Here is an 18,390-nt window from a genome sequence, read left to right as displayed (position 1 = left end):
CGAAAAAGGAGACAAGCCCATGAAGACCCCGACACCGGTACACCCGGTCGATGAAATCCTGCCGCTGCGCCAGCTGGCGAGCTTCGGCCTGCAGCACGCCCTGATCCCTTTCCCAACCGGAGACCCCAAGCATGACCCGAATCACAAACCCGTCCGGCGCTGAACTGTCGCCGCTCGACCTGGAACTGCTGCGCCAGTCGATCGCGCTGTCCGATGCATCCAGGGCTCGCGGCCGCCATCCGTTCGCCGCGCTGGTGGCCGACCAGGCCGGCAATATCATCGCCAGCGCCGGCAACAACTCGATGCCGCCGGAGGGCGACCCGACCCAGCACGCCGAACTGGTCGCCGCCGCGCAGGCCGCGCGTGCGCTGCCGCCGGAGCAACTGGCCGACTGCACCCTCTACACCAGCGCGGAGCCGTGCTGCATGTGCGCCGGCGCGATCTACTGGACCGGCATCGGGCGCGTGGTCTATGCGCTGTCAGAACACAAGCTGCTGGGCCTGACCGGCGACCACCCGGAGAACCCCACCCTCTCGCTGCCTTGCCGCGAAGTGTTCGCGCGCGGGCAGCGCCAGGTGGATGTGGTCGGGCCGGTGCTCGAGGACGAAGCCGCGGCACCGCACGCGGGCTTCTGGAAGTAGCCATCCTGCCTGCCGTCCGCCCGACGGACGGCACCGATCGGCGTTGGACATTCTGTCATCGACACGTCACCCCGCCTTCCTACACTCGCCTGGCTCCGGCTCCCAGCAGCCGCCACACCCACCCAGCCAGGCGAACCCGATGCTCCCCTGCAAACTTCCAAGAACCCTGGCCGCGACCCTGATCGCGGCGGCATTGCTCACCGCATGCGGTGGCGATGACGGCGGCGGCAACCTGTCGCCGAGTGCGACTGTCACGCCGAACGCACAACCGGAACAGCCCGGCAAGAAGCCGGACCGGCGGCCCGACCCCGTGATTCGCTGCGCCCCCTGACAACGCAAGTCCCGACGCCATCCGACAAGACCATGGTCTCTCGCCGCAACTTCCTGCAAGCCGCAGCCGGCACCGGCTTCGCCGCCGCCGCACTGGCCGCGTTCCCGCCCAGCATCCGCAAGGCCCTGGCCATCCCGGCCAACAATGCCACCGGCACCATCAAGGATGTCGAGCATGTGGTGATCCTGATGCAGGAGAACCGTTCCTTCGACCACTACTTCGGCACGCTCAAGGGTGTGCGCGGGTTCGGCGACCGCTTCACCATCCCGCTGCCCAATGCGCGCAAGGTATGGCAGCAACAGCGCTCCAACGGCGCCGTGCTGACCCCGTATCACCTGGATGGCACCAACAACAACGCGCAGCGCGCGGCCGGCACGCCGCATGCGTGGGTGGACAGCCAGCAGGCCTGGGACCACGGCCGCATGGCCAGTTGGCCGACGTACAAGACCAATACCTCGATGGGCTACTTCAAGGAGAAGGAGATCCCGTTCCAGTTCGCACTGGCCAATGCGTTTACGCTGTGCGACGCGTACCACTGCTCGATGCATACGGGCACTGACGCGAACCGTTCATTCCACCTGACCGGCACCAACGGCCCGACCGCAGCCAACGTCGCCTTCGTCAACAATGAGTGGGACGCGATCGACGGCCTGCCCGCCTCGGCCAACACCGGCTACACCTGGAAGACCTATGCCGAGCGGCTGGAAGCAGCCGGCATCAGCTGGATCTGCTACCAGAACATGCCGGACGAATGGGGCGACAACATGCTGGGCGCGTTCCAGCAGTTCCGCAAGGCCAACCTGGCCTCGGGCTTTCCGGTATCCAGCGGCGGCGCGCCGGGCGCGCCCTATGCCAACACCGGCCAGCCACTGCCGTACCACGCCTACGATGCGGCCACCGACAATGTCGCCAATCCGCTGTACAAGGGCGTGGCCAACACCCTGCCCGGCACCAGACCCGAGGAATACCTCGACGCCTTCCGCCGCGACATCAAGGAAGGCAGGCTGCCGCAGGTATCGTGGATCAATGCGCCGTCGATCTACTGCGAGCATCCCGGCCCGTCCAGCCCGGTTCAGGGCGCGTGGTTCCTGCAGGAAGTGCTGGACGCGCTGACCGCCGTGCCCGAGGTCTGGAGCAAGACCGTGCTGCTGGTCAACTTCGACGAGAACGACGGCTACTTCGACCACGTCCCTTCCCCCTCGGCGCCGTCGGTGAACCCCGACAAGACGCTGGCCGGCAAGGCGACGCTGAGCGATGCCGAGATGCAGGCCGAATACTTCAACCATCCGGCGCCACCGGGCAGCCGGACCCAGCCCGCTGCTGACGGCCGCGTCTACGGTCCCGGGCCGCGCGTGCCGCTTTACGCGATCTCGCCGTGGAGCCGCGGCGGCTGGATCAATTCCCAGGTGTTCGACCACACCTCCGTGCTGCGCTTCCTGGAAGCGCGGTTCGGCGTGGCCGAACCCAACATCAGCCCGTTCCGCCGTGCCGTCTGCGGCGACCTGACCAGCGCGTTCAACTTCAAGACGCCCAACTCGGAAGCCCTGCCCACGCTGAGTGGCCGCACCACGCGCAGCAGCGCCGACCAGCTGCGCCAGGCCCAGCAGGCACTGCCCGCGGTGCCGCTGCCGGTCGACATGCAATTGCCGCTGCAAGCCACCGGCACCCGCCCGTCACGCGCGCTGCCGTACGAGCTGCACACCAGCGCGCGCTGCAGCGCCGTGGGGCAGGTCGAACTGGTATTCGCCAACACCGGCACGCAAGCCGCGGTGTTCCACGTCTACGACCGCCACCAGCTGGGCCGCATTCCGCGCCGCTATGTCGTGGAAGCCCGCAAGTCCCTGAGCGACACCTGGAACGTGTTCCAGGACAACGCCGGGCAATACGACCTGTGGGTACTGGGCCCCAACGGCTTCCACCGCCATTTCCGCGGCGATACCAACCGCATCGGCGACACCGGCATCGCACCGGAGATCCGCGTCTGCTACGACATTGCCAATGGCGACGTCTATGTCGACCTGATCAACGCCGGCCGCAAGGCCTGCCACTTCAGCATCCAGGCGCTCGCGTACCGAACCGATGGCCCGTGGCCGGTCACTGTCGGCGCCAATGACAGCAAGTCCGTGCATTGGTCGCTGGAGGAAAGCGGGCAGTGGTATGACTTCGCGGTGACGTGCGACAGCGACCCGGCGTTCTATCGCCGCTTTGCGGGGCGGGTGGAGAACGGCAGGCATACGGTTAGCGATCCGGCGATGGGGATGGTGACGGCACAGGATTGAGCGGTAGTTCGAGGCAAAAAAAAAAGGACTGCAGGTATCAACCTGCAGTCCCTTTTTCACATTGGTGGGCCTCCCGTGAGTCGAACACGGCACCAACGGATTATGAGTCCGCTGCTCTAACCAGGCATGAGCTAGAGGCCCTTGGAAGCGTTTAGTTGCCTTCCAGGAAGCTCTTCAGCTTGTCCGAGCGGCTCGGGTGGCGCAGCTTGCGCAGTGCCTTGGCCTCGATCTGGCGGATCCGTTCACGCGTGACGTCGAACTGCTTGCCGACCTCTTCCAGCGTGTGGTCGGTGCTCATTTCGATGCCGAAGCGCATGCGCAGCACCTTGGCTTCGCGCGGCGTGAGCGAGTCCAGCACGTCCTTGACGACGTCGCGCATGGAGCCGTGCAGCGCGGCTTCGGCCGGGGCCAGCGTGTTGGTGTCCTCGATGAAGTCGCCCAGATGGGAGTCGTCGTCGTCACCGATCGGCGTTTCCATGGAGATCGGCTCTTTGGCGATCTTCATGATCTTGCGGATCTTGTCTTCCGGCATCTCCATCTTCTCGGCCAGCGTTGCCGGATCCGGCTCGTTGCCGGTTTCCTGCAGGATCTGGCGCGAGATGCGGTTCATCTTGTTGATGGTCTCGATCATGTGCACCGGGATACGGATGGTGCGCGCCTGGTCGGCGATCGAGCGCGTGATGGCCTGGCGGATCCACCACGTGGCGTAGGTCGAGAACTTGTAGCCGCGGCGGTATTCGAACTTGTCCACCGCCTTCATCAGGCCGATGTTGCCTTCCTGGATCAGGTCGAGGAACTGCAGGCCGCGGTTCGTGTACTTCTTGGCGATCGAAATCACCAGACGCAGGTTGGCCTCGGTCATCTCGCGCTTGGCTTCGCGGGCACGACGCTCGCCCTCGGCCATCTTGCGGTTGACGCCCTTCAGTTCCTTCAGCGGCAGCACCACGCGCGACTGCAGGTCGATCAGCTTCTGCTGCAGCTCATGCACGGCCGGCACGTTGCGCTCGACGATGGTGCTGTAGCCCTTGCCGTCGGCGACGATGGTGTGGACCCACTCGAGGTTGGTCTCGTTGCCCGGGAAGCGGGCGACGAATTCCGAGCGCGGCATGCCGCACTTGTCGACCACGATGTTCAGGATCGAGCGTTCGAGCTTGCGCACTTCGTCGACCTGGCCGCGCAGCGTGTCGCACAGGCGCTCGACATTGCGGGCGGTGAAGCGGATGCCCATCAGCTCGGCCTGGATGGCTTCCTGCGCCTTGACGTAGGGCTTGGAGTTGTAGCCTTCCTTTTCGAACGCGCGGCGCATCTTGTCGAACTGCTCGGCGATCACGCGGAATTTCTCCAGCGCGTTCTGCTTCAGTTCTTCCAGCTGGCGCGCGGAGGCACCGGCGCCGGCGCCGCCTTCGTCGTCATCGTCCTCGTCGCCTTCCTCTTCGTCGTCGGACTCGATATCCTCGTCGTCGGCCGCTGCAGCCGGGGCTGCGGGCGCTTCCGGGGCTTCGTCGGCGTTCGGGTCGATCAGGCCGTCGACGAATTCGTCGATCTTGATCTCGTCGTTGGCCACGCGCTCGGCATGGGCCAGGATCTCGGAGATGGTGACCGGGCAAGCCGAAATCGCCATCACCATGTCCTTCAGGCCGGCCTCGATGCGCTTGGCGATCTCGATTTCGCCTTCGCGCGTGAGCAGCTCGACCGTGCCCATTTCGCGCATGTACATGCGCACCGGGTCGGTGGTGCGGCCGAACTCGGAGTCCACCGTGGACAGGGCCGCTTCGGCCTCTTCCTCGGCTTCTTCCTCGCTGGTGGCGGACGGGGCGTTGTCGTTGAGCAGCAGCGTCTCGGCATCCGGCGCCTGTTCGTAGACAGCGATGCCGATGTCGTTCAGCGTGGCGACCAGCGTGTCGATCGTTTCCGAATCGACCATGTCGTCCGGCAGGTGATCGTTGATTTCCGCGTAGGTCAGGTAGCCGCGCGACTTGCCCAGCTTGATCAGCGCCTTGAGTTTCTGGCGACGCAGCTCAAGCTCTTCCTCGGTACCCTGCTGGGTCGAGGCGAACTCCTTGAGCAGGGCCTTTTCCTTGGCCTTGCGGTCCTTGGCTTTCTGCTTTTCGGTCTTCGGCGCCGCGGCCGGGGTTGCCGCCGGGCGCGCATCGTTCTCGTAAAACTCTTCAGTCACGTCGTCTGTTGTGCTGTCGTCGTGCTGCATCTCGGCCTTGGGCTTGCGGCCACGCTTTTTCGGCTCCGGCTTGATTGCCGGCGCAGCGGGACGCTCGGATGCAACGGATGCAGGTGTCGCGGCACGCGCCTTGGTTGCCGTAGTGGTGGTGCCAGCCTTGGCTTCCCCACTCTTGGCGCCGGCGGCTGCCGCTCGCTTGCTCTCGACTTCGGTATTCTGCTGTTTCGCCACGGTGATACTCTTGCCTTTCACTGGTGCAGATGCGGCGACCTTGCCGCTCGTACTGGCGCTCTTGCCGCTCTCGCGTGCCGAAGTCGAGGCCTTTGTCTTTTCGGATGTGCGAGTCCTGGCGGGAGTCGTCACGGCGGGCGCTTGCGCGCTACGCACGGACTTTGATGGCGCAGACCGGGCTGGTGTCTTGACTGACGCGGTCGATGTCTTCGCCGCCGTTGTTTTCACAGACGCCTTGCCGCTCCCTGATTGGGGAGCTTTAGAGGTAACCCTTTCGGTTGCTTTGGCCTTTGCCATTGGCACGCTCACTTTCACCAGAACTGGAGAGAAAGATTTCGCAATCCAAACCGGCTATTGTAGCACGCCACGCATAGCCGGCTCCCTATCAGGTGAGGTTTTCACCTGAAAAATCAAGGCTTAAGCTCGGCGGGGCCGGGCCCAGTCCCTTATCCAACGCTTACTGCCACCTCCTGGTTGATGACCAGGGCGCACACAGGCACCTCAGCCAAGTTGGCGCCGCCGGTGGATTTCGCCCACCAGCCAGCGCATGCGCTGCTTGGCCGCTTCATCGGCCGTGCCGGCCACTACCTCCGCCTGCAGGCCGTCGAGCTCGCGCCGCAGCGGCTCGGCCAGCAGCTTGGTAATGGCCGCATCGAAATCCTGTATTGCGGGTGCCTCTTCGATCTCTTCTCGCAGCACCGCGGCACGCGCCACGGCATACACCTCGGCATAGGGCGACTGGGCCAGGTGTTCGCTGAAGGCCGCAAAATTGACCTCGCCCTGCACGCTGTCGCACGCCTCCACCAGGTGCGCCAGCACTTCACTGTCGCTGCTCTCGCCGCCCAGCAGCAGCGCGCGCGCATCCTCGTCCAGCCTCGCCGACAGTGCCGGATAGCACATCAGCAGCTGGATCACCCGCTGCTCCAGCCCGGTCGGGGCCTGGCGGCGCGTGCGCGGGCGCGGCTGGGCGAAGCGGCCGACGCGGGCCGGGTCGCTGCGCAGGCCGCAGATGGCTTCGATCTCCGCGGGTGTCGTTCCCGTGGCATCGGCAAGTTCGCGCACAATCTGTAGCCTCAGGCCGCCGGCGGGCATGGCCTGCAGCAGCGGCTTGGCCTCGTACTGGGCCCGGGCGCGGCCCTCGGGCTGGCGCAGGTCCAGGTCTTCGGTGACCGACTGCAGCAGGAAGCGCGACAGCGGCATGGCGTTGCGCACCTGGGTGGCAAAGGCCTCGGTGCCCTCTTCGCGCACATAGCTGTCCGGATCGTGCTCGGCCGGCAGGAACAGGAAGCGGATGGTCTTGTTGTCCGCCACATGCGGCAGGCAGGCTTCCAGCGCGCGCCGGGCCGCGCGGCGCCCGGCAGAGTCGCCGTCGAACGAGAACACCACGGCGTCGGTCTGGCGCAGCAGCTTCTGCACGTGCACAGGGGTGCACGCCGTGCCCAGGGTGGCAACGGCATTGGCAAAACCGAGCTGGGCCAGCGCCACGACGTCCATATACCCTTCGACCACCAGCACGTAGCCGGTTTCCCGGATTGCGTGACGGGCCTCGAACAGCCCGTACAGCTCCGTGCCCTTGCTGAACAGCGGAGTCTCGGGCGAGTTCAGGTACTTGGGCTCGCCCTGCCCCATCACGCGCCCGCCGAAGCCGATCACGGCCCCCTTGGTGTTGCGGATAGGGAACATGATGCGGTCGCGGAAGCGGTCGTAGCGGCGCGGCTTGCCGTCCGCATCGCGCTTGTCGCTTTCGATCAGCAGGCCGCACTCGACCAGCGGCGCCGACACGTTGTCATCACGATAGCTGCCGAATACGGCCTCCAGGCCCTGCCAGTCATCGGGCGCGTAGCCCAGGCCAAAGTTCGCGGCGATCTCGCCGGTCAGGCCACGGCCCTTCAGGTACTGGATCGCCTGCGGCGCGCTTCGCAGCTGGCGGCGGTAGAAATCGGTGGCGCGGGTCATGGCGTCGGACAGCGCCACCGAACGGGCCTGCTGCTCCGCGCGCTGCCCGGGCGGCAGCCGGTCGCGCTCTTCCGGCACGCTCATGCCGACCGACTGGGCCAGCTCGCGCACCGCTTCCGGGTAGGACTGGCCGGAAAACTCCATCAGGAAGCCGATGGCCGAGCCGTGGGCGCCACATCCGAAGCAGTGGTAGAACTGCTTGGTCGGCGACACCGTGAATGACGGCGATTTCTCGTTATGGAAGGGGCACAGCCCCATGAAATTGGCGCCGCCCTTCTTCAGCTGCACATACTTGCCCACCACATCGACAATGTCGACACGGTTGAGCAGGTCCTGAATAAAGGATTGCGGAATCACCCGACTGACCGTCCTGAGGCATGGCCGTCCCGCGGCGGGCGGCTTCTTTTAGGAATGCGTGACCGGTGCGGCGCCCGGCTGCTATCGGAATATTGTAGTGCAGCGTGATAGGGCCGCCCGGACTACGTGACATCTCCGTGCAACTGCACCGAACCACGCGGATCCGGTGCTTATCTTGCCAGCAACCGATTAAATCAGTATTTACTTTGCTGCAAGTGCCGCCTTGACCAGGGCCGATACGGCGGTCATGTCGGCACGGCCGGCCAGCTTGCCCTTGAGCACGCCCATGACCTTGCCCATGTCCTGCGGACCGGCGGCACCAGTGGCGGCAACGGCCTGCTGGACCTCGGCGGCGACTTCCTCGTCCGACAGCGCGGCGGGCATGTAGGCCTGCAGCACTTCGACTTCCGCCGACTCCTTGTCTGCCAGGTCATTGCGGCCCGCCTGCCGGAACTGCGAGATCGAATCCTTGCGCTGCTTGATCAGCTTCTCGACCACGGCCAGCACGGCGGTATCGTCCAGTTCCACGCGCTCATCGACCTCGCGCTGCTTGATGGCGGCCAGCAGCAGGCGGATGGTGCCGAGGCGCTCCGTTTCGCGCGCGCGCATGGCGGTCTTCATGTCTTCGCTGATACGGGCTTTGAGGGACATCGTGATCTTCCAGAAAGTGGGTGGACACTCACAGGTGGCGGCGGTGACCGCCCGCTGCAAGGCCCAGAATGCAAAAACCCGCCGAAGCGTAGGCCACAGCGGGTCGGATACAAGCGGGAGCGCCGGGGTCAGTACAGTTTCTTCGGCAGCATCTGGCTGCGGATGCGCTTGTAATGGCGCTTTTCGGCGGCTGCCTTCCTGCGCTTGCGCGCGGCGGTGGGCTTTTCGTAAAACTCGCGTGCCCGCAATTCCGGGAGCAGCCCGTTCTTCTCGATGGTGCGCTTGAAACGGCGCATGGCAACTTCAAAAGGCTCGTTTTCCTTGAGACGGATCGTGGTCATTTGGCCAGAAAATGAGAATTTTCGGGATAAGCGGCTCTACGAAGTTCTGGATTGTAGCACCAACAATCGAGCGCGGAAGTGGCGTGCAACGGACACTTGCCGAGTGCCGCCCACCGCCCCTTCCAGCTCTCGCCAGTCTACCCTTGGGCTACCGATTGCCCTGCCGAAGCGGTGCGCGATGTCTCAGCCGCGGCCTGCCCCGCCGCCACCGCGGACGCCCACGCCCACTGGAAGTTGTAGCCGCCCAGCCAGCCGGTCACGTCCACCACCTCGCCGATGAAATACAGGCCCGGCACCTCGCGCGCCATCATGGTGGTTGACGACAGCGCCCGCGTGTCGACCCCGCCAAGCGTGACCTCGGCCTTGCGGTAGCCCTCGGTGCCCGACGGCACGATGCGCCAGCCGTTGAGCGTGGCGCCAAGCTTGCGCAGGGCCTTGTCGGTCACATCATGCAGCGGCATGGCGGCATCCACGCCCGAGGCCGCGCACCAGGCATCGGCCAGCCGCGCCGGCAACCGTTGCGCCAGCAGGTTGCCCAGGTGCTTGCGGCTGCCGGCCTTCTGCTCGAGCAGCCAGGCGGCGGCATCCTCGCCATCAAACAGGTCGATGGCGATCGGCGTGCCGGGACGCCAGTAGCTGGAAATCTGCAGCACGGCGGGTCCGGACAGGCCGCGATGGGTCCACAGCAGGTCTTCGCGGAAGGCTCCGGCCGCCTTGCCGTTGCCGGTGGCGATATCCACTTCCAGCGACACGCCGGCCAGCGGCGCGAACGGCACCCAGTCCTTGCCATCGAAGGTCAGCGGCACCAGCGCCGGCCGGGTTTCGACGATGCCCAGCCCGAACTGCCGGGCGATGCGATAGCCAAAGTCGGTGGCACCGATCTTGGGGATCGACAGGCCGCCGGTGGCCACCACCAGCGCCCCGGCCCGCACCGTGCCGGTAGCGGTGAGCAGCAGGAAGTCGTCGCCCTCGCGCCGGACCTCGGCCACGCTGCAGCCGGTGTGCCAGCGCACATGGCCGGTGTCGCATTCGGCGCGCAGCATGGCGATCACGTCTTCGGCGCTGTCGTTGCAGAACAGCTGGCCACGATGTTTCTCGTGCCAGTCGATGCCGTAGCGGCGCATCAGGCCAAGGAAATCCTGCGGCGTGTAGCGCGCCAGCGCCGAGCGGCAGAAGTGCGGATTGGACGACAGGTAGTTGGCGGGCCCGGCCTGCAGGTTGGTGAAATTGCAGCGCCCGCCGCCCGAGATGCGGATCTTCTCGGCAAGCTTGGTGGCATGGTCGATCAGCACCACGCGCGCGCCGTTCTGGCCGGCCACGGCGGCACACATCATGCCGGCCGCGCCCGCACCCAGCACGGCCACGTCATACCGGCCCGTCCGGGCCGATGTTGCCCCGCTCATTGCACGCCTCGCGCATCCATGTGTATTGCCACCGCCAGAGAAAGGGCAGATTGTAGCGAAAAGCACGCCGCGCGCTGCTGTGCTACCCTGCGCGCTTCCTGCAACCTGTTGTTTCGACAGCCGTTTCCCTGACCGGAGGCGGCCCTATGCGCTTCCCATGCTTGTCCTCGGCATCGAATCCTCCTGCGACGAAACCGGCCTCGCCCTCTATGACACCGGCGCCGGCCTGCTCGCGCACGCGCTGCACTCGCAGATCGCCATGCACCGCGACTACGGCGGCGTGGTGCCGGAACTGGCGTCGCGCGACCATATCCGCCGCGTGCTGCCGCTGCTGGAGCAGGTGCTGGCCGATGCCGGCCGTACCCGCCAGGACATCGACGCCATCGCCTTCACCCAGGGCCCCGGGCTGGCCGGCGCACTGCTGGTGGGCGCCTCGGTGGCCAATGCACTGGGCTTTGCGCTGAACGTGCCGATGGTGGGCGTGCACCACCTGGAAGGCCACCTGCTGTCGCCGCTGCTGACGCGCGAGCCGCCGCCCTTCCCGTTCGTGGCGTTGCTGGTGTCGGGCGGGCATACGCAGTTGATGGAAGTGCGCGGCATCGGCGACTACACGCTGCTGGGCGAAACCCTAGACGACGCCGCCGGCGAAGCCTTCGACAAGACCGCCAAGCTGCTGGGCCTGGGCTATCCGGGCGGCCCCGAAGTGTCGCGGCTGGCCGAATTCGGTATCCCCGGCGCCTTTGCGCTGCCGCGGCCGATGCTGCATTCGGGCAACCTGGATTTCTCCTTCGCCGGACTGAAGACCGCGGTGCTGACGCAAACACGCAAGCTCGCCAACACCTGCGAGCAGGATCGCGCCAACCTGGCGCGCGCCTTTGTCGATGCCATTGTCGACGTGCTGGCCGCCAAGTCGATGGCAGCGCTCAAGCAGACCGGCCACAAGCGGCTGGTGGTGGCGGGAGGCGTGGGTGCCAACCGCCAGTTGCGCGAGCGGCTGGACCAGATGGGCAAGCAGCGCAAGATCGACGTGTATTACCCGGACCTGGCGTTCTGCACCGACAACGGCGCGATGATCGCGTTTGCCGGCGCCATGCGCCTGCAGGCAGCGCCCGAACTGGCGCGGCACGAGTATGGCTACGGCGTGACGCCGCGCTGGGACCTGGCGGATATCCGCCTGCCTTCGGCGGCCTGAACCGGACAAAAAAATAGCCACCGCATGCGGTGGCTATTTCTATTGCAGCGACAACGCGGTCAGTCGACCCGCTTGTCCCGCTCGATCACCGCATACGCGCTGTGGTTGTGGATCGACTCAAAGTTCTCCGCCTCCAGCACATAGGCCACGATGCGATCATCCGCATTCAGGCGCATGGCGATATCGCGCACCAGGTCCTCGACGAACTTGGGGTTCTCATAGGCGCGCTCGGTGACGAACTTCTCGTCGGGGCGCTTGAGCAGGCCCCACAGCTCGCACGAGGCCTCTTCCTCGGCCATGCGCACCAGCGCTTCCACCGGCAGCTCGCCGGCCAGTTCCACGTTCATGGTGATATGCGAACGCTGGTTGTGCGCGCCGTACTGCGAGATCTTCTTCGAGCACGGGCACAGGCTGGTCACCGGCACCAGCGCCTTCAGGAACACGCGCGCGGCGCCGTCGCGCACTTCGCCGGTCAGCGTGACCTCGTAGTCCAGCAGCGACTCCACGCCCGACACAGGCGCGGTCTTGCTGATGAAGTACGGGAAGGTGACCTCGATGCGGCCGGCCTCGGCTTCCAGCTTTTCCAGCATCTTGTCCAGCATCAGCCGGAAGCTGGACAGCTCCAGCGGTGCGCGCTCTTCTTCCAGCAGCGCGACGAAGCGCGACATATGCGTGCCCTTCTGGTCCGCCGGCAGGTGCACGTCGAGATTGAAGGTGCCCACGCTCGGCATGATGCCGGCCGGGGTCTTCAGGGTCACGGGGTAACGCACGCCTTTGACACCGACACGCTGGATGGGGATCTGGCGGGTGTCGGGGCTCGACTGGACGTCGGGCATGACGAAGGCGGGATTGATGTCATTCATCTACGGTTTCCTCCAGGGTCGCGCCCAAGGGGGACGGCACGAGCCCTTACGGTCGCGGCAATTTCGCAGTCCATCCATGCCGCGCAACGAGTGTGAAACCACGGGATCCGGCAAGTGGCACGCCGGCCCGCAGCTGCGAACACAAAAAAAGGGAGTTTAAGGGAATTCGGACGCACTCGTGGTGCGAGGGCCGAATCCCCTTCGGGACAGCAGGTGATCAGGCCACGCGCGAGGCGACCGTGACCTTGGGCTGGTCCAGCCCGAAGCGCTCGCGCACCGAGCGCTCGATGCCGGCCGCATCCAGGCCGCATTGCTGCAGCAGATAGGCCGGGTCGCCGTGGTCGACGAAGCGGTCGGGCAGGCCCAGCGTCAGCACCGGCTTGTCGATGCCGGCCTCGGCCAGTGCCTCCAGCACGGCGCTGCCGGCGCCGCCCATCACGCTGCCCTCTTCCACGGTCACCAGGTAGTCGTTCTCCGCGGCCAGGCGCTTGACCAGCTCCACGTCGAGCGGCTTGACGAAACGCATGTCGGCGACCGCGGCATCCAGCGCCTCGGCGGCACCCAGGGCCGGGTGCACCATCGAGCCGAACGCCAGGAAGCCCACGCGATGCCCCGCGCGCGCACCTCCCTCGCGGCGCATCACGCCCTTGCCGACCGGCACAGTGGTGAGCTCGGCGGCAATGGCCGCGCCCGGGCCGGAGCCGCGCGGATAGCGCACGGCGCTCGGGCACGCCTGGTGGAACGCCGTGGTCAGCAGCTGACGGCACTCGTTCTCGTCGGACGGCGTCATCACCATCATGTTGGGGATGCAGCGCAGGTAGGCGATATCGTAGGCACCCGCGTGCGTGGCGCCGTCGGCGCCGACCAGGCCGGCACGGTCCAGCGCGAACACCACCGGCAGGTTCTGCAGCGCCACGTCGTGGATCAGCTGGTCGTAGCCGCGCTGCAGGAAGGTCGAGTAGATCGCCACCACCGGCTTGAGACCCTCGCAGGCCAGGCCGCCGGCAAAGGTCACGGCGTGCTGCTCGGCGATGCCCACGTCGTAGTAGCGGTCCGGGAAGCGCCGCTCGAACTCGACCATGCCCGAGCCCTCGCGCATCGCCGGGGTAATGCCGACCAGGCGCTTGTCGGCCGCGGCCATGTCGCACAGCCAGTCGCCGAACACCTGCGTGTAGGTCTTGCGCGCCGGCTTGGCCGCCGGGCGGATGCCCTCGGCCGGGTTGAACTTGCCCGGGCCGTGGTAGAGGATCGGGTCGGCCTCGGCCAGCTTGTAGCCCTGGCCCTTCTTGGTCACCACGTGCAGGAACTGCGGGCCGGCGCCCTCGAGCGCGCGCTCGCGGATATTCTGCAGCGTCGGCACCAGCGAGTTCAGGTCGTGGCCGTCGATCGGGCCGATGTAGTTGAAGCCGAATTCCTCGAACAGCGTGGCCGGCACCATCATGCCCTTGGCATGTTCCTCGAAGCGCTTGGCGAACTCCAGCACCGGCGGCGCCACCGACAGGACCTTCTCGATGCCCTTCTTGGTGGCCGCGTAGAACTGGCCGCTCAAGAGCCGCGCCAGGTGGCGGTTGAGCGCGCCCACCGGCGGCGAGATCGACATGTCGTTGTCGTTGAGCACCACCACCAGCGGCAGGTCCTTGTAGACGCCGGCGTTGTTCAGGGCCTCGAAGGCCATGCCCGCGGTCATGGCGCCGTCGCCGATCACCGCCACCGAGACGCGCTTCTCGCCCAGCGTGCGCGCACCGAGCGCCATGCCCAGCGCGGCCGAGATCGAGGTCGACGAATGCGCCGTGCCGAAGGTGTCGTATTCGCTCTCGCTGCGGCGCGGGAAGCCAGAGATGCCGCCCCACTGGCGCAGCGTGCCCATGCGCTCGCGGCGTCCGGTCAGGATCTTGTGCGGGTAGCTCTGGTGGCCCACGTCCCACACCAGCCGGTCGTCCGGGGTGTTGAAGACGTAGTGCAGCGCGATGGTCAGCTCGACCGTGCCCAGGTTGGACGACAGGTGGCCGCCGGTCTGCGAGACCGACTCCAGCACATAGGCGCGCAGTTCGTCCGCCAGGGTCCGGAGCTCACGCCGGTCGAGCTTGCGCAGGTCTGCGGGGGCGTCAATCTTGTTGAGGAGTGCGTAGGTCATGATGTCCGTTCGGCCGGCTCTCTGTTTAGTGTGTGCGCAGCACGATCAGGTCCGCCAGGTCCCGCAGGCGGTCCGCGCGCTCGCCAAAGCCGGCCAGCGCCTCGTGTGCGTCGGCGCGCAGCGTCCCGGCCAGTGCGCGTGCCGGGTCAAGCCCCATCAGCGACACATAGGTCGGCTTGTCATGGGCGGCGTCCTTGCCGGCGGTCTTGCCCAGCGTGGCGGTATCGGCAGTGACGTCCAGAATATCGTCAACCACCTGGAACGCCAATCCCACTGCCGCCGCATAGCGATCCAGCGCGGCCAGGCCCTCGGCGTCGATTTCACCACATAGCGCACCCATGCGCACACTGGCGCGCAACAGCGCGCCGGTCTTCATGCGATGCATGGCCTCGAGCGCCTCGCGCGTCATGGCGCGGCCCACGTTCTGCAGGTCGATCGCCTGGCCGCCGGCCATTCCGGTCGAGCCCGACGCCAGCGCCAGCTCGGCCACCAGCTGCAGCCGCGCCGCGGGCGCGATCGCCCCGGCACCGGCCAGCACGATAAAGGCCTGGGTCTGCAGCGCGTCGCCAACCAGCAATGCGGTGGCCTCGTCATAGGCCTTGTGCACGGTGGGCCGGCCGCGGCGCAGGTCGTCGTCGTCCATGCAGGGCATGTCGTCGTGCACCAGCGAATAGGCGTGGATCATCTCCACCGCACAGGCCGCCGCGTCGCAGGCGGCCGGAGCCGCCCCGCTGACCTCGCCGGCGGCATGCACCAGCAGCGGCCGCACGCGCTTGCCGCCGCTCAGTGCAGCATAGCGCATGGCTTCGTGCAGCGTATGCGGCACGGTCTCGGCAGCGGGCAGCGCCGCCTGCAGGGCGGCCTCGGTACGGGCGCCCTGGGCCTGCATCCATTGGGCAAAGTCACTCATGCCTCGTCCGCCCCCAGTGCACCGTTGGCGCCATTGCCCTCGCCGGCCAGCGGCTTGAGCACGTCACCTTCCAGCACGCGGACCTGCTGCTCGACCCGCTCCAGCTTCTGCTGGCAGTAGCGCACCAGCTCGGCGCCGCGGCGGTAGGCCGCCAGCGATGCCTCCAGCGGCAGTTCGCCGCTTTCCATGCTGGCCACCAGCGTTTCCAGCTCGGCCATCGCCGCTTCGTAGGAAGCGGGCGGCGCCGATGCGCTGGTGTCGGCGGTGTTGTCGGTCTGGACCGGAGCGGTCGTCGTTTTTGGCATATCAGGACCTGGAATCAAGGACCCCGGGGGAAACCCGGATGGGGAAGCCCGGATTTTACGCCAAAGCGGGAGCTTGCCCCATCCTTGCGCACGGTCGGCGTGGACCTATCGGGGTGCACAAACCACAGAAGTGACTTGTGCGCTCGGGTCGTCTTTCCGAATGCGCCCGGTACGGCACCCCGATGACGACCCGGGTCGACTTTTTCGCTAAAAAGGCAAAAAAATCAGTCCCTTAACTTTTTGGGTCGGGTACAATCTCCCCCTCGCCGCCAGGGGGCTACCGGACCTTGCCGACCTGGCGGAAGTCTTTCCCAAATCGATTCAATTTTCGATGGTTGGGTTGTTCACTGCTTTCACCTGTTCATCTGGGAGTGGGGATAATGTCCAATCTCAGCACCGCGCTCAACCTGGCGCCGGCTGATTCGCAACTGCCCGTCGGCGTCTATTTCGACGAAGCGCTGCATCAACAAGAACTCGAACTGCTGTTCAGGAATGGCCCGGGCTATATCGGCCACGAGCTGATGGTTCCGGAAGTCGGCGACTACCACACGCTCAGGGCAGAGGACGAAGGCCGCATGCTGGTACGCAACGCCGCCGGCATCGAACTGATGTCCAACGTCTGCCGCCACCGCCAGGCCATCATGCTCAACGGCCGCGGCAATGCGCACAACATCGTCTGCCCCCTGCACCGCTGGACCTACGACCTGAAGGGCGAGCTGCTCGGCGCGCCGCATTTCGACAAGCAACCCTGCCTGCACCTGAAGCGCTCGCCGCTGCAAAACTGGAATGGGCTGCTGTTCGACGGCAAGCGCGACGTGCGCGCCGACCTGGCCAGGCTGGGCGTGGCCCAGGACCTGAACTTCGACGGCTACATGCTGGACCACGTCGAGGTGCACGAGTGCGACTACAACTGGAAGACCTTTATCGAGGTCTACCTGGAGGACTACCACGTCGTGCCGTTCCACCCGGGGCTGGGCAGCTTCGTCTCGTGCGACGACCTCAAGTGGGAGTTCGGCGAGTGGCACAGCGTGCAGACCGTGGGCCTGCATGCCGGCCTGAAGCGCCCCGGCAGCCCGACCTACCAGAAATGGCACGACGCGGTGCTGCGCTTCAACGACGGCGTGCTGCCCAAGCACGGCGCGATCTGGCTGACCTACTACCCCAACATCATGGTGGAGTGGTACCCCAACGTGCTGGTGATCTCGACGCTGCACCCGGTCGGCCCGCGCAAGACGCGCAATGTGGTGGAGTTCTACTACCCCGAGGAAATCGCGCTGTTCGAGCGCGAGTTCGTCGAGGCCGAGCGCGCCGCCTACATGGAAACCTGCATCGAGGACGACGAGATCGCCGAACGCATGGATGCCGGCCGGCTGGCGCTGCTCAAGCGCGGCACCAGCGAAGTCGGACCGTACCAGTCGCCGATGGAAGACGGCATGCAGCATTTCCATGAGTGGTATCGCCGCGCCATGGCTTACGCCGGCTAGTCCGGCGGACTAGTGCGATAACCGCACAACGCACGCAAGAACGGACCGCCCTGGCGGTCCGCTTTCCTTTGGGACGCGAAGTGCGCTGCTAGAATCATTGTCCGGTGCCGGCAGCCACACCGCTTGCGCGACGAGGCCAGACACGAAGCCCGCCCGCGCGCCGGACGCCTCTCCTTCCCGCTTCGTTTCGCTTCACCGCGCCCCTCGCCATGCAATCGCTCTGGATGCTGTTCGCCGCCTTCGCCTTCTCGTTGATGGGGGTTGGCGTCAAGCTGGCATCCGATCTCTACACCACCGGCGAGATCGTCTTCTACCGCGGCCTGATCAGCGTGGTCATCATGTGGGTGCTGCTGTCCTCGCGCGGGATCCCGGTGCGCACGCCCTACATGCTGTCGCACATCAAGCGCAGCGTGTTCGGCGTGACCGCGCTGATGCTGTGGTTCACCTCGATCTCGCTGCTGCCGCTGGCCACCGCGATGACGCTGAACTACATGTCGCCGGTGTGGATCGCGCTGATCCTGGGCGCCGGCGCGGCGCTGGCCGGCACCGGCGGCAATGCCGACCGGCGCCTGGTGCTGGCGATCCTGCTGTCCTTTGCCGGCGTGATCTGCCTGCTGCAGCCTTCGGTCGGCAAGGACCAGCTGACCGGCGGCCTGGTCGGACTGATCTCGGGCATGTTCACGGCGCTGGCCTATGTCGAGGTGCGCCAGCTCGGCCAGCTGGGCGAGCCCGAGGGCCGCATCGTGTTCTATTTCTCGCTGGTCGGCATGATCGCCGGGCTAGTGTGGATGCTGCTGGGCGGCGTCAGCGCGCATACCTGGTACGGCGCCGGCCTGCTGCTGGCCATCGGCATCCTGGCCACGCTGGGCCAGACCGCGATGACGCGCGCCTACAAGCGCGGCAACACGCTGCTGACCGCCAACCTGCAATACGCCGGCATCGTCTTTTCCAGCGTGTGGGGCATGCTGATCTGGTCCGACCGGCTGAACTGGCTGTCGTGGCTGGGCATGGGGCTGATCATCGCCAGCGGCATCGCCACCACGCTGATGCGCGCGCGCCAGGGCACCGATGCCAAGCCCACGCCGGCCACGCCGGTCAAGTCGCCGGAGGCGGAAGTCCATCCCGAGGTGTAGCAT

Annotated in this window: 16 protein-coding genes and 1 tRNA gene; 7 read left to right on the top strand and 10 right to left on the bottom strand. The window is 66.3% G+C overall.

From position 1 onward, the window contains the following. The first annotated feature begins 19 nt into the window (after positions 1–19). From AC3WRR_RS07025 to AC3WRR_RS07015, 3 genes are all read left to right on the top strand, one after another. A complete protein-coding gene (locus AC3WRR_RS07025) occupies positions 20–163 on the top strand; it encodes a hypothetical protein (RefSeq protein WP_492296527.1) in 144 nt (47 codons plus the stop codon). Continuing rightward, entirely contained in the window at positions 132–641 is a 510-nt protein-coding gene (locus AC3WRR_RS07020) for a nucleoside deaminase (RefSeq protein WP_010813631.1), read from the top strand. The genes AC3WRR_RS07025 and AC3WRR_RS07020 overlap by 32 nt, the downstream gene beginning before the upstream one ends. A gap of 363 nt (positions 642–1,004) precedes the next feature. After that, positions 1,005–3,251 carry a phosphocholine-specific phospholipase C gene (locus AC3WRR_RS07015; protein WP_492296525.1) on the top strand — a complete coding sequence of 749 codons (2,247 nt, stop codon included), beginning with the start codon at positions 1,005–1,007 and terminating at the stop codon, positions 3,249–3,251. 62 nt (positions 3,252–3,313) lie between these two features. On the opposite strand, the gene AC3WRR_RS07010 is transcribed toward AC3WRR_RS07015, so the two are convergent. Further along, positions 3,314–3,392, bottom strand: a tRNA-Ile gene (locus AC3WRR_RS07010). Positions 3,393–3,402: 10 nt separating this feature from the next. Next, positions 3,403–5,679, bottom strand: a complete 2,277-nt coding sequence (gene rpoD, locus AC3WRR_RS07005) for an RNA polymerase sigma factor RpoD (protein ID WP_037023603.1) — start codon at positions 5,677–5,679, stop codon at positions 3,403–3,405. Here rpoD and AC3WRR_RS07000 point away from each other — a divergent pair. Further along, positions 5,669–6,064: a hypothetical protein gene (locus tag AC3WRR_RS07000; protein WP_231881360.1), complete on the top strand. Its 396-nt coding sequence runs from the start codon at positions 5,669–5,671 to the stop codon at positions 6,062–6,064. The two genes, rpoD and AC3WRR_RS07000, sit on opposite strands and share 11 nt — an antisense overlap. A 95-nt stretch (positions 6,065–6,159) precedes the next feature. Here the strand turns inward: AC3WRR_RS07000 and dnaG are convergent, their stop codons facing one another. From dnaG to AC3WRR_RS06980, 4 genes are all read right to left on the bottom strand, one after another. Continuing rightward, entirely contained in the window at positions 6,160–7,971 is a 1,812-nt protein-coding gene (gene dnaG / locus AC3WRR_RS06995) for a DNA primase (RefSeq protein ID WP_011615801.1), read from the bottom strand. A gap of 201 nt (positions 7,972–8,172) precedes the next feature. Next, complete coding sequence (locus AC3WRR_RS06990; RefSeq protein ID WP_010813636.1) at positions 8,173–8,622, bottom strand: GatB/YqeY domain-containing protein; 450 nt, start codon at positions 8,620–8,622, stop codon at positions 8,173–8,175. Between the two features lie 128 nt (positions 8,623–8,750). Beyond that, positions 8,751–8,963 (bottom strand): 30S ribosomal protein S21, encoded by a 213-nt coding sequence (gene rpsU, locus AC3WRR_RS06985; RefSeq protein ID WP_010813637.1) that lies wholly within the window; start codon positions 8,961–8,963, stop codon positions 8,751–8,753. Between the two features lie 137 nt (positions 8,964–9,100). After that, on the bottom strand, positions 9,101–10,366 hold the full coding sequence (locus tag AC3WRR_RS06980) for a BaiN/RdsA family NAD(P)/FAD-dependent oxidoreductase (RefSeq protein WP_492296524.1): 1,266 nt from the start codon (positions 10,364–10,366) through the stop codon (positions 9,101–9,103). Positions 10,367–10,523: 157 nt separating this feature from the next. Here AC3WRR_RS06980 and tsaD point away from each other — a divergent pair, with 157 nt between their 5' ends. Further along, the gene (tsaD, locus tag AC3WRR_RS06975; RefSeq protein WP_010813639.1) at positions 10,524–11,558 is read left to right on the top strand and encodes a tRNA (adenosine(37)-N6)-threonylcarbamoyltransferase complex transferase subunit TsaD; all 1,035 of its coding nucleotides are present in this window, start codon (positions 10,524–10,526) and stop codon (positions 11,556–11,558) included. A gap of 59 nt (positions 11,559–11,617) precedes the next feature. Here tsaD and folE2 read toward each other — a convergent pair whose 3' ends face one another. From folE2 to AC3WRR_RS06955, 4 genes are all read right to left on the bottom strand, one after another. After that, complete coding sequence (gene folE2 / locus AC3WRR_RS06970; RefSeq protein WP_010813640.1) at positions 11,618–12,421, bottom strand: GTP cyclohydrolase FolE2; 804 nt, start codon at positions 12,419–12,421, stop codon at positions 11,618–11,620. Between the two features lie 217 nt (positions 12,422–12,638). Beyond that, a complete protein-coding gene (gene dxs / locus AC3WRR_RS06965; RefSeq protein ID WP_010813641.1) occupies positions 12,639–14,555 on the bottom strand; it encodes a 1-deoxy-D-xylulose-5-phosphate synthase in 1,917 nt (638 codons plus the stop codon). Between the two features lie 25 nt (positions 14,556–14,580). Next, entirely contained in the window at positions 14,581–15,465 is an 885-nt protein-coding gene (locus AC3WRR_RS06960; protein ID WP_010813642.1) for a polyprenyl synthetase family protein, read from the bottom strand. Continuing rightward, the gene (locus tag AC3WRR_RS06955; RefSeq protein ID WP_010813643.1) at positions 15,462–15,770 is read right to left on the bottom strand and encodes an exodeoxyribonuclease VII small subunit; all 309 of its coding nucleotides are present in this window, start codon (positions 15,768–15,770) and stop codon (positions 15,462–15,464) included. The genes AC3WRR_RS06960 and AC3WRR_RS06955 overlap by 4 nt, the downstream gene beginning before the upstream one ends. A 380-nt stretch (positions 15,771–16,150) precedes the next feature. Between AC3WRR_RS06955 and AC3WRR_RS06950 the strand changes: the two genes are divergently transcribed. Together AC3WRR_RS06950 and AC3WRR_RS06945 are read left to right on the top strand one after the other, a co-directional pair. Then, entirely contained in the window at positions 16,151–17,254 is a 1,104-nt protein-coding gene (locus tag AC3WRR_RS06950) for an aromatic ring-hydroxylating oxygenase subunit alpha (protein WP_010813644.1), read from the top strand. A gap of 209 nt (positions 17,255–17,463) precedes the next feature. Beyond that, positions 17,464–18,387, top strand: a complete 924-nt coding sequence (locus AC3WRR_RS06945; RefSeq protein WP_010813645.1) for a DMT family transporter — start codon at positions 17,464–17,466, stop codon at positions 18,385–18,387. The last annotated feature ends 3 nt before the right edge of the window (positions 18,388–18,390 follow it).

This window comes from Cupriavidus sp. FW305-3-2-15-C-LB2 (assembly GCF_058787575.1).
Note: the sequence above shows the minus strand (reverse complement) of the source record. Positions and strands in the feature narration are given on the sequence as shown.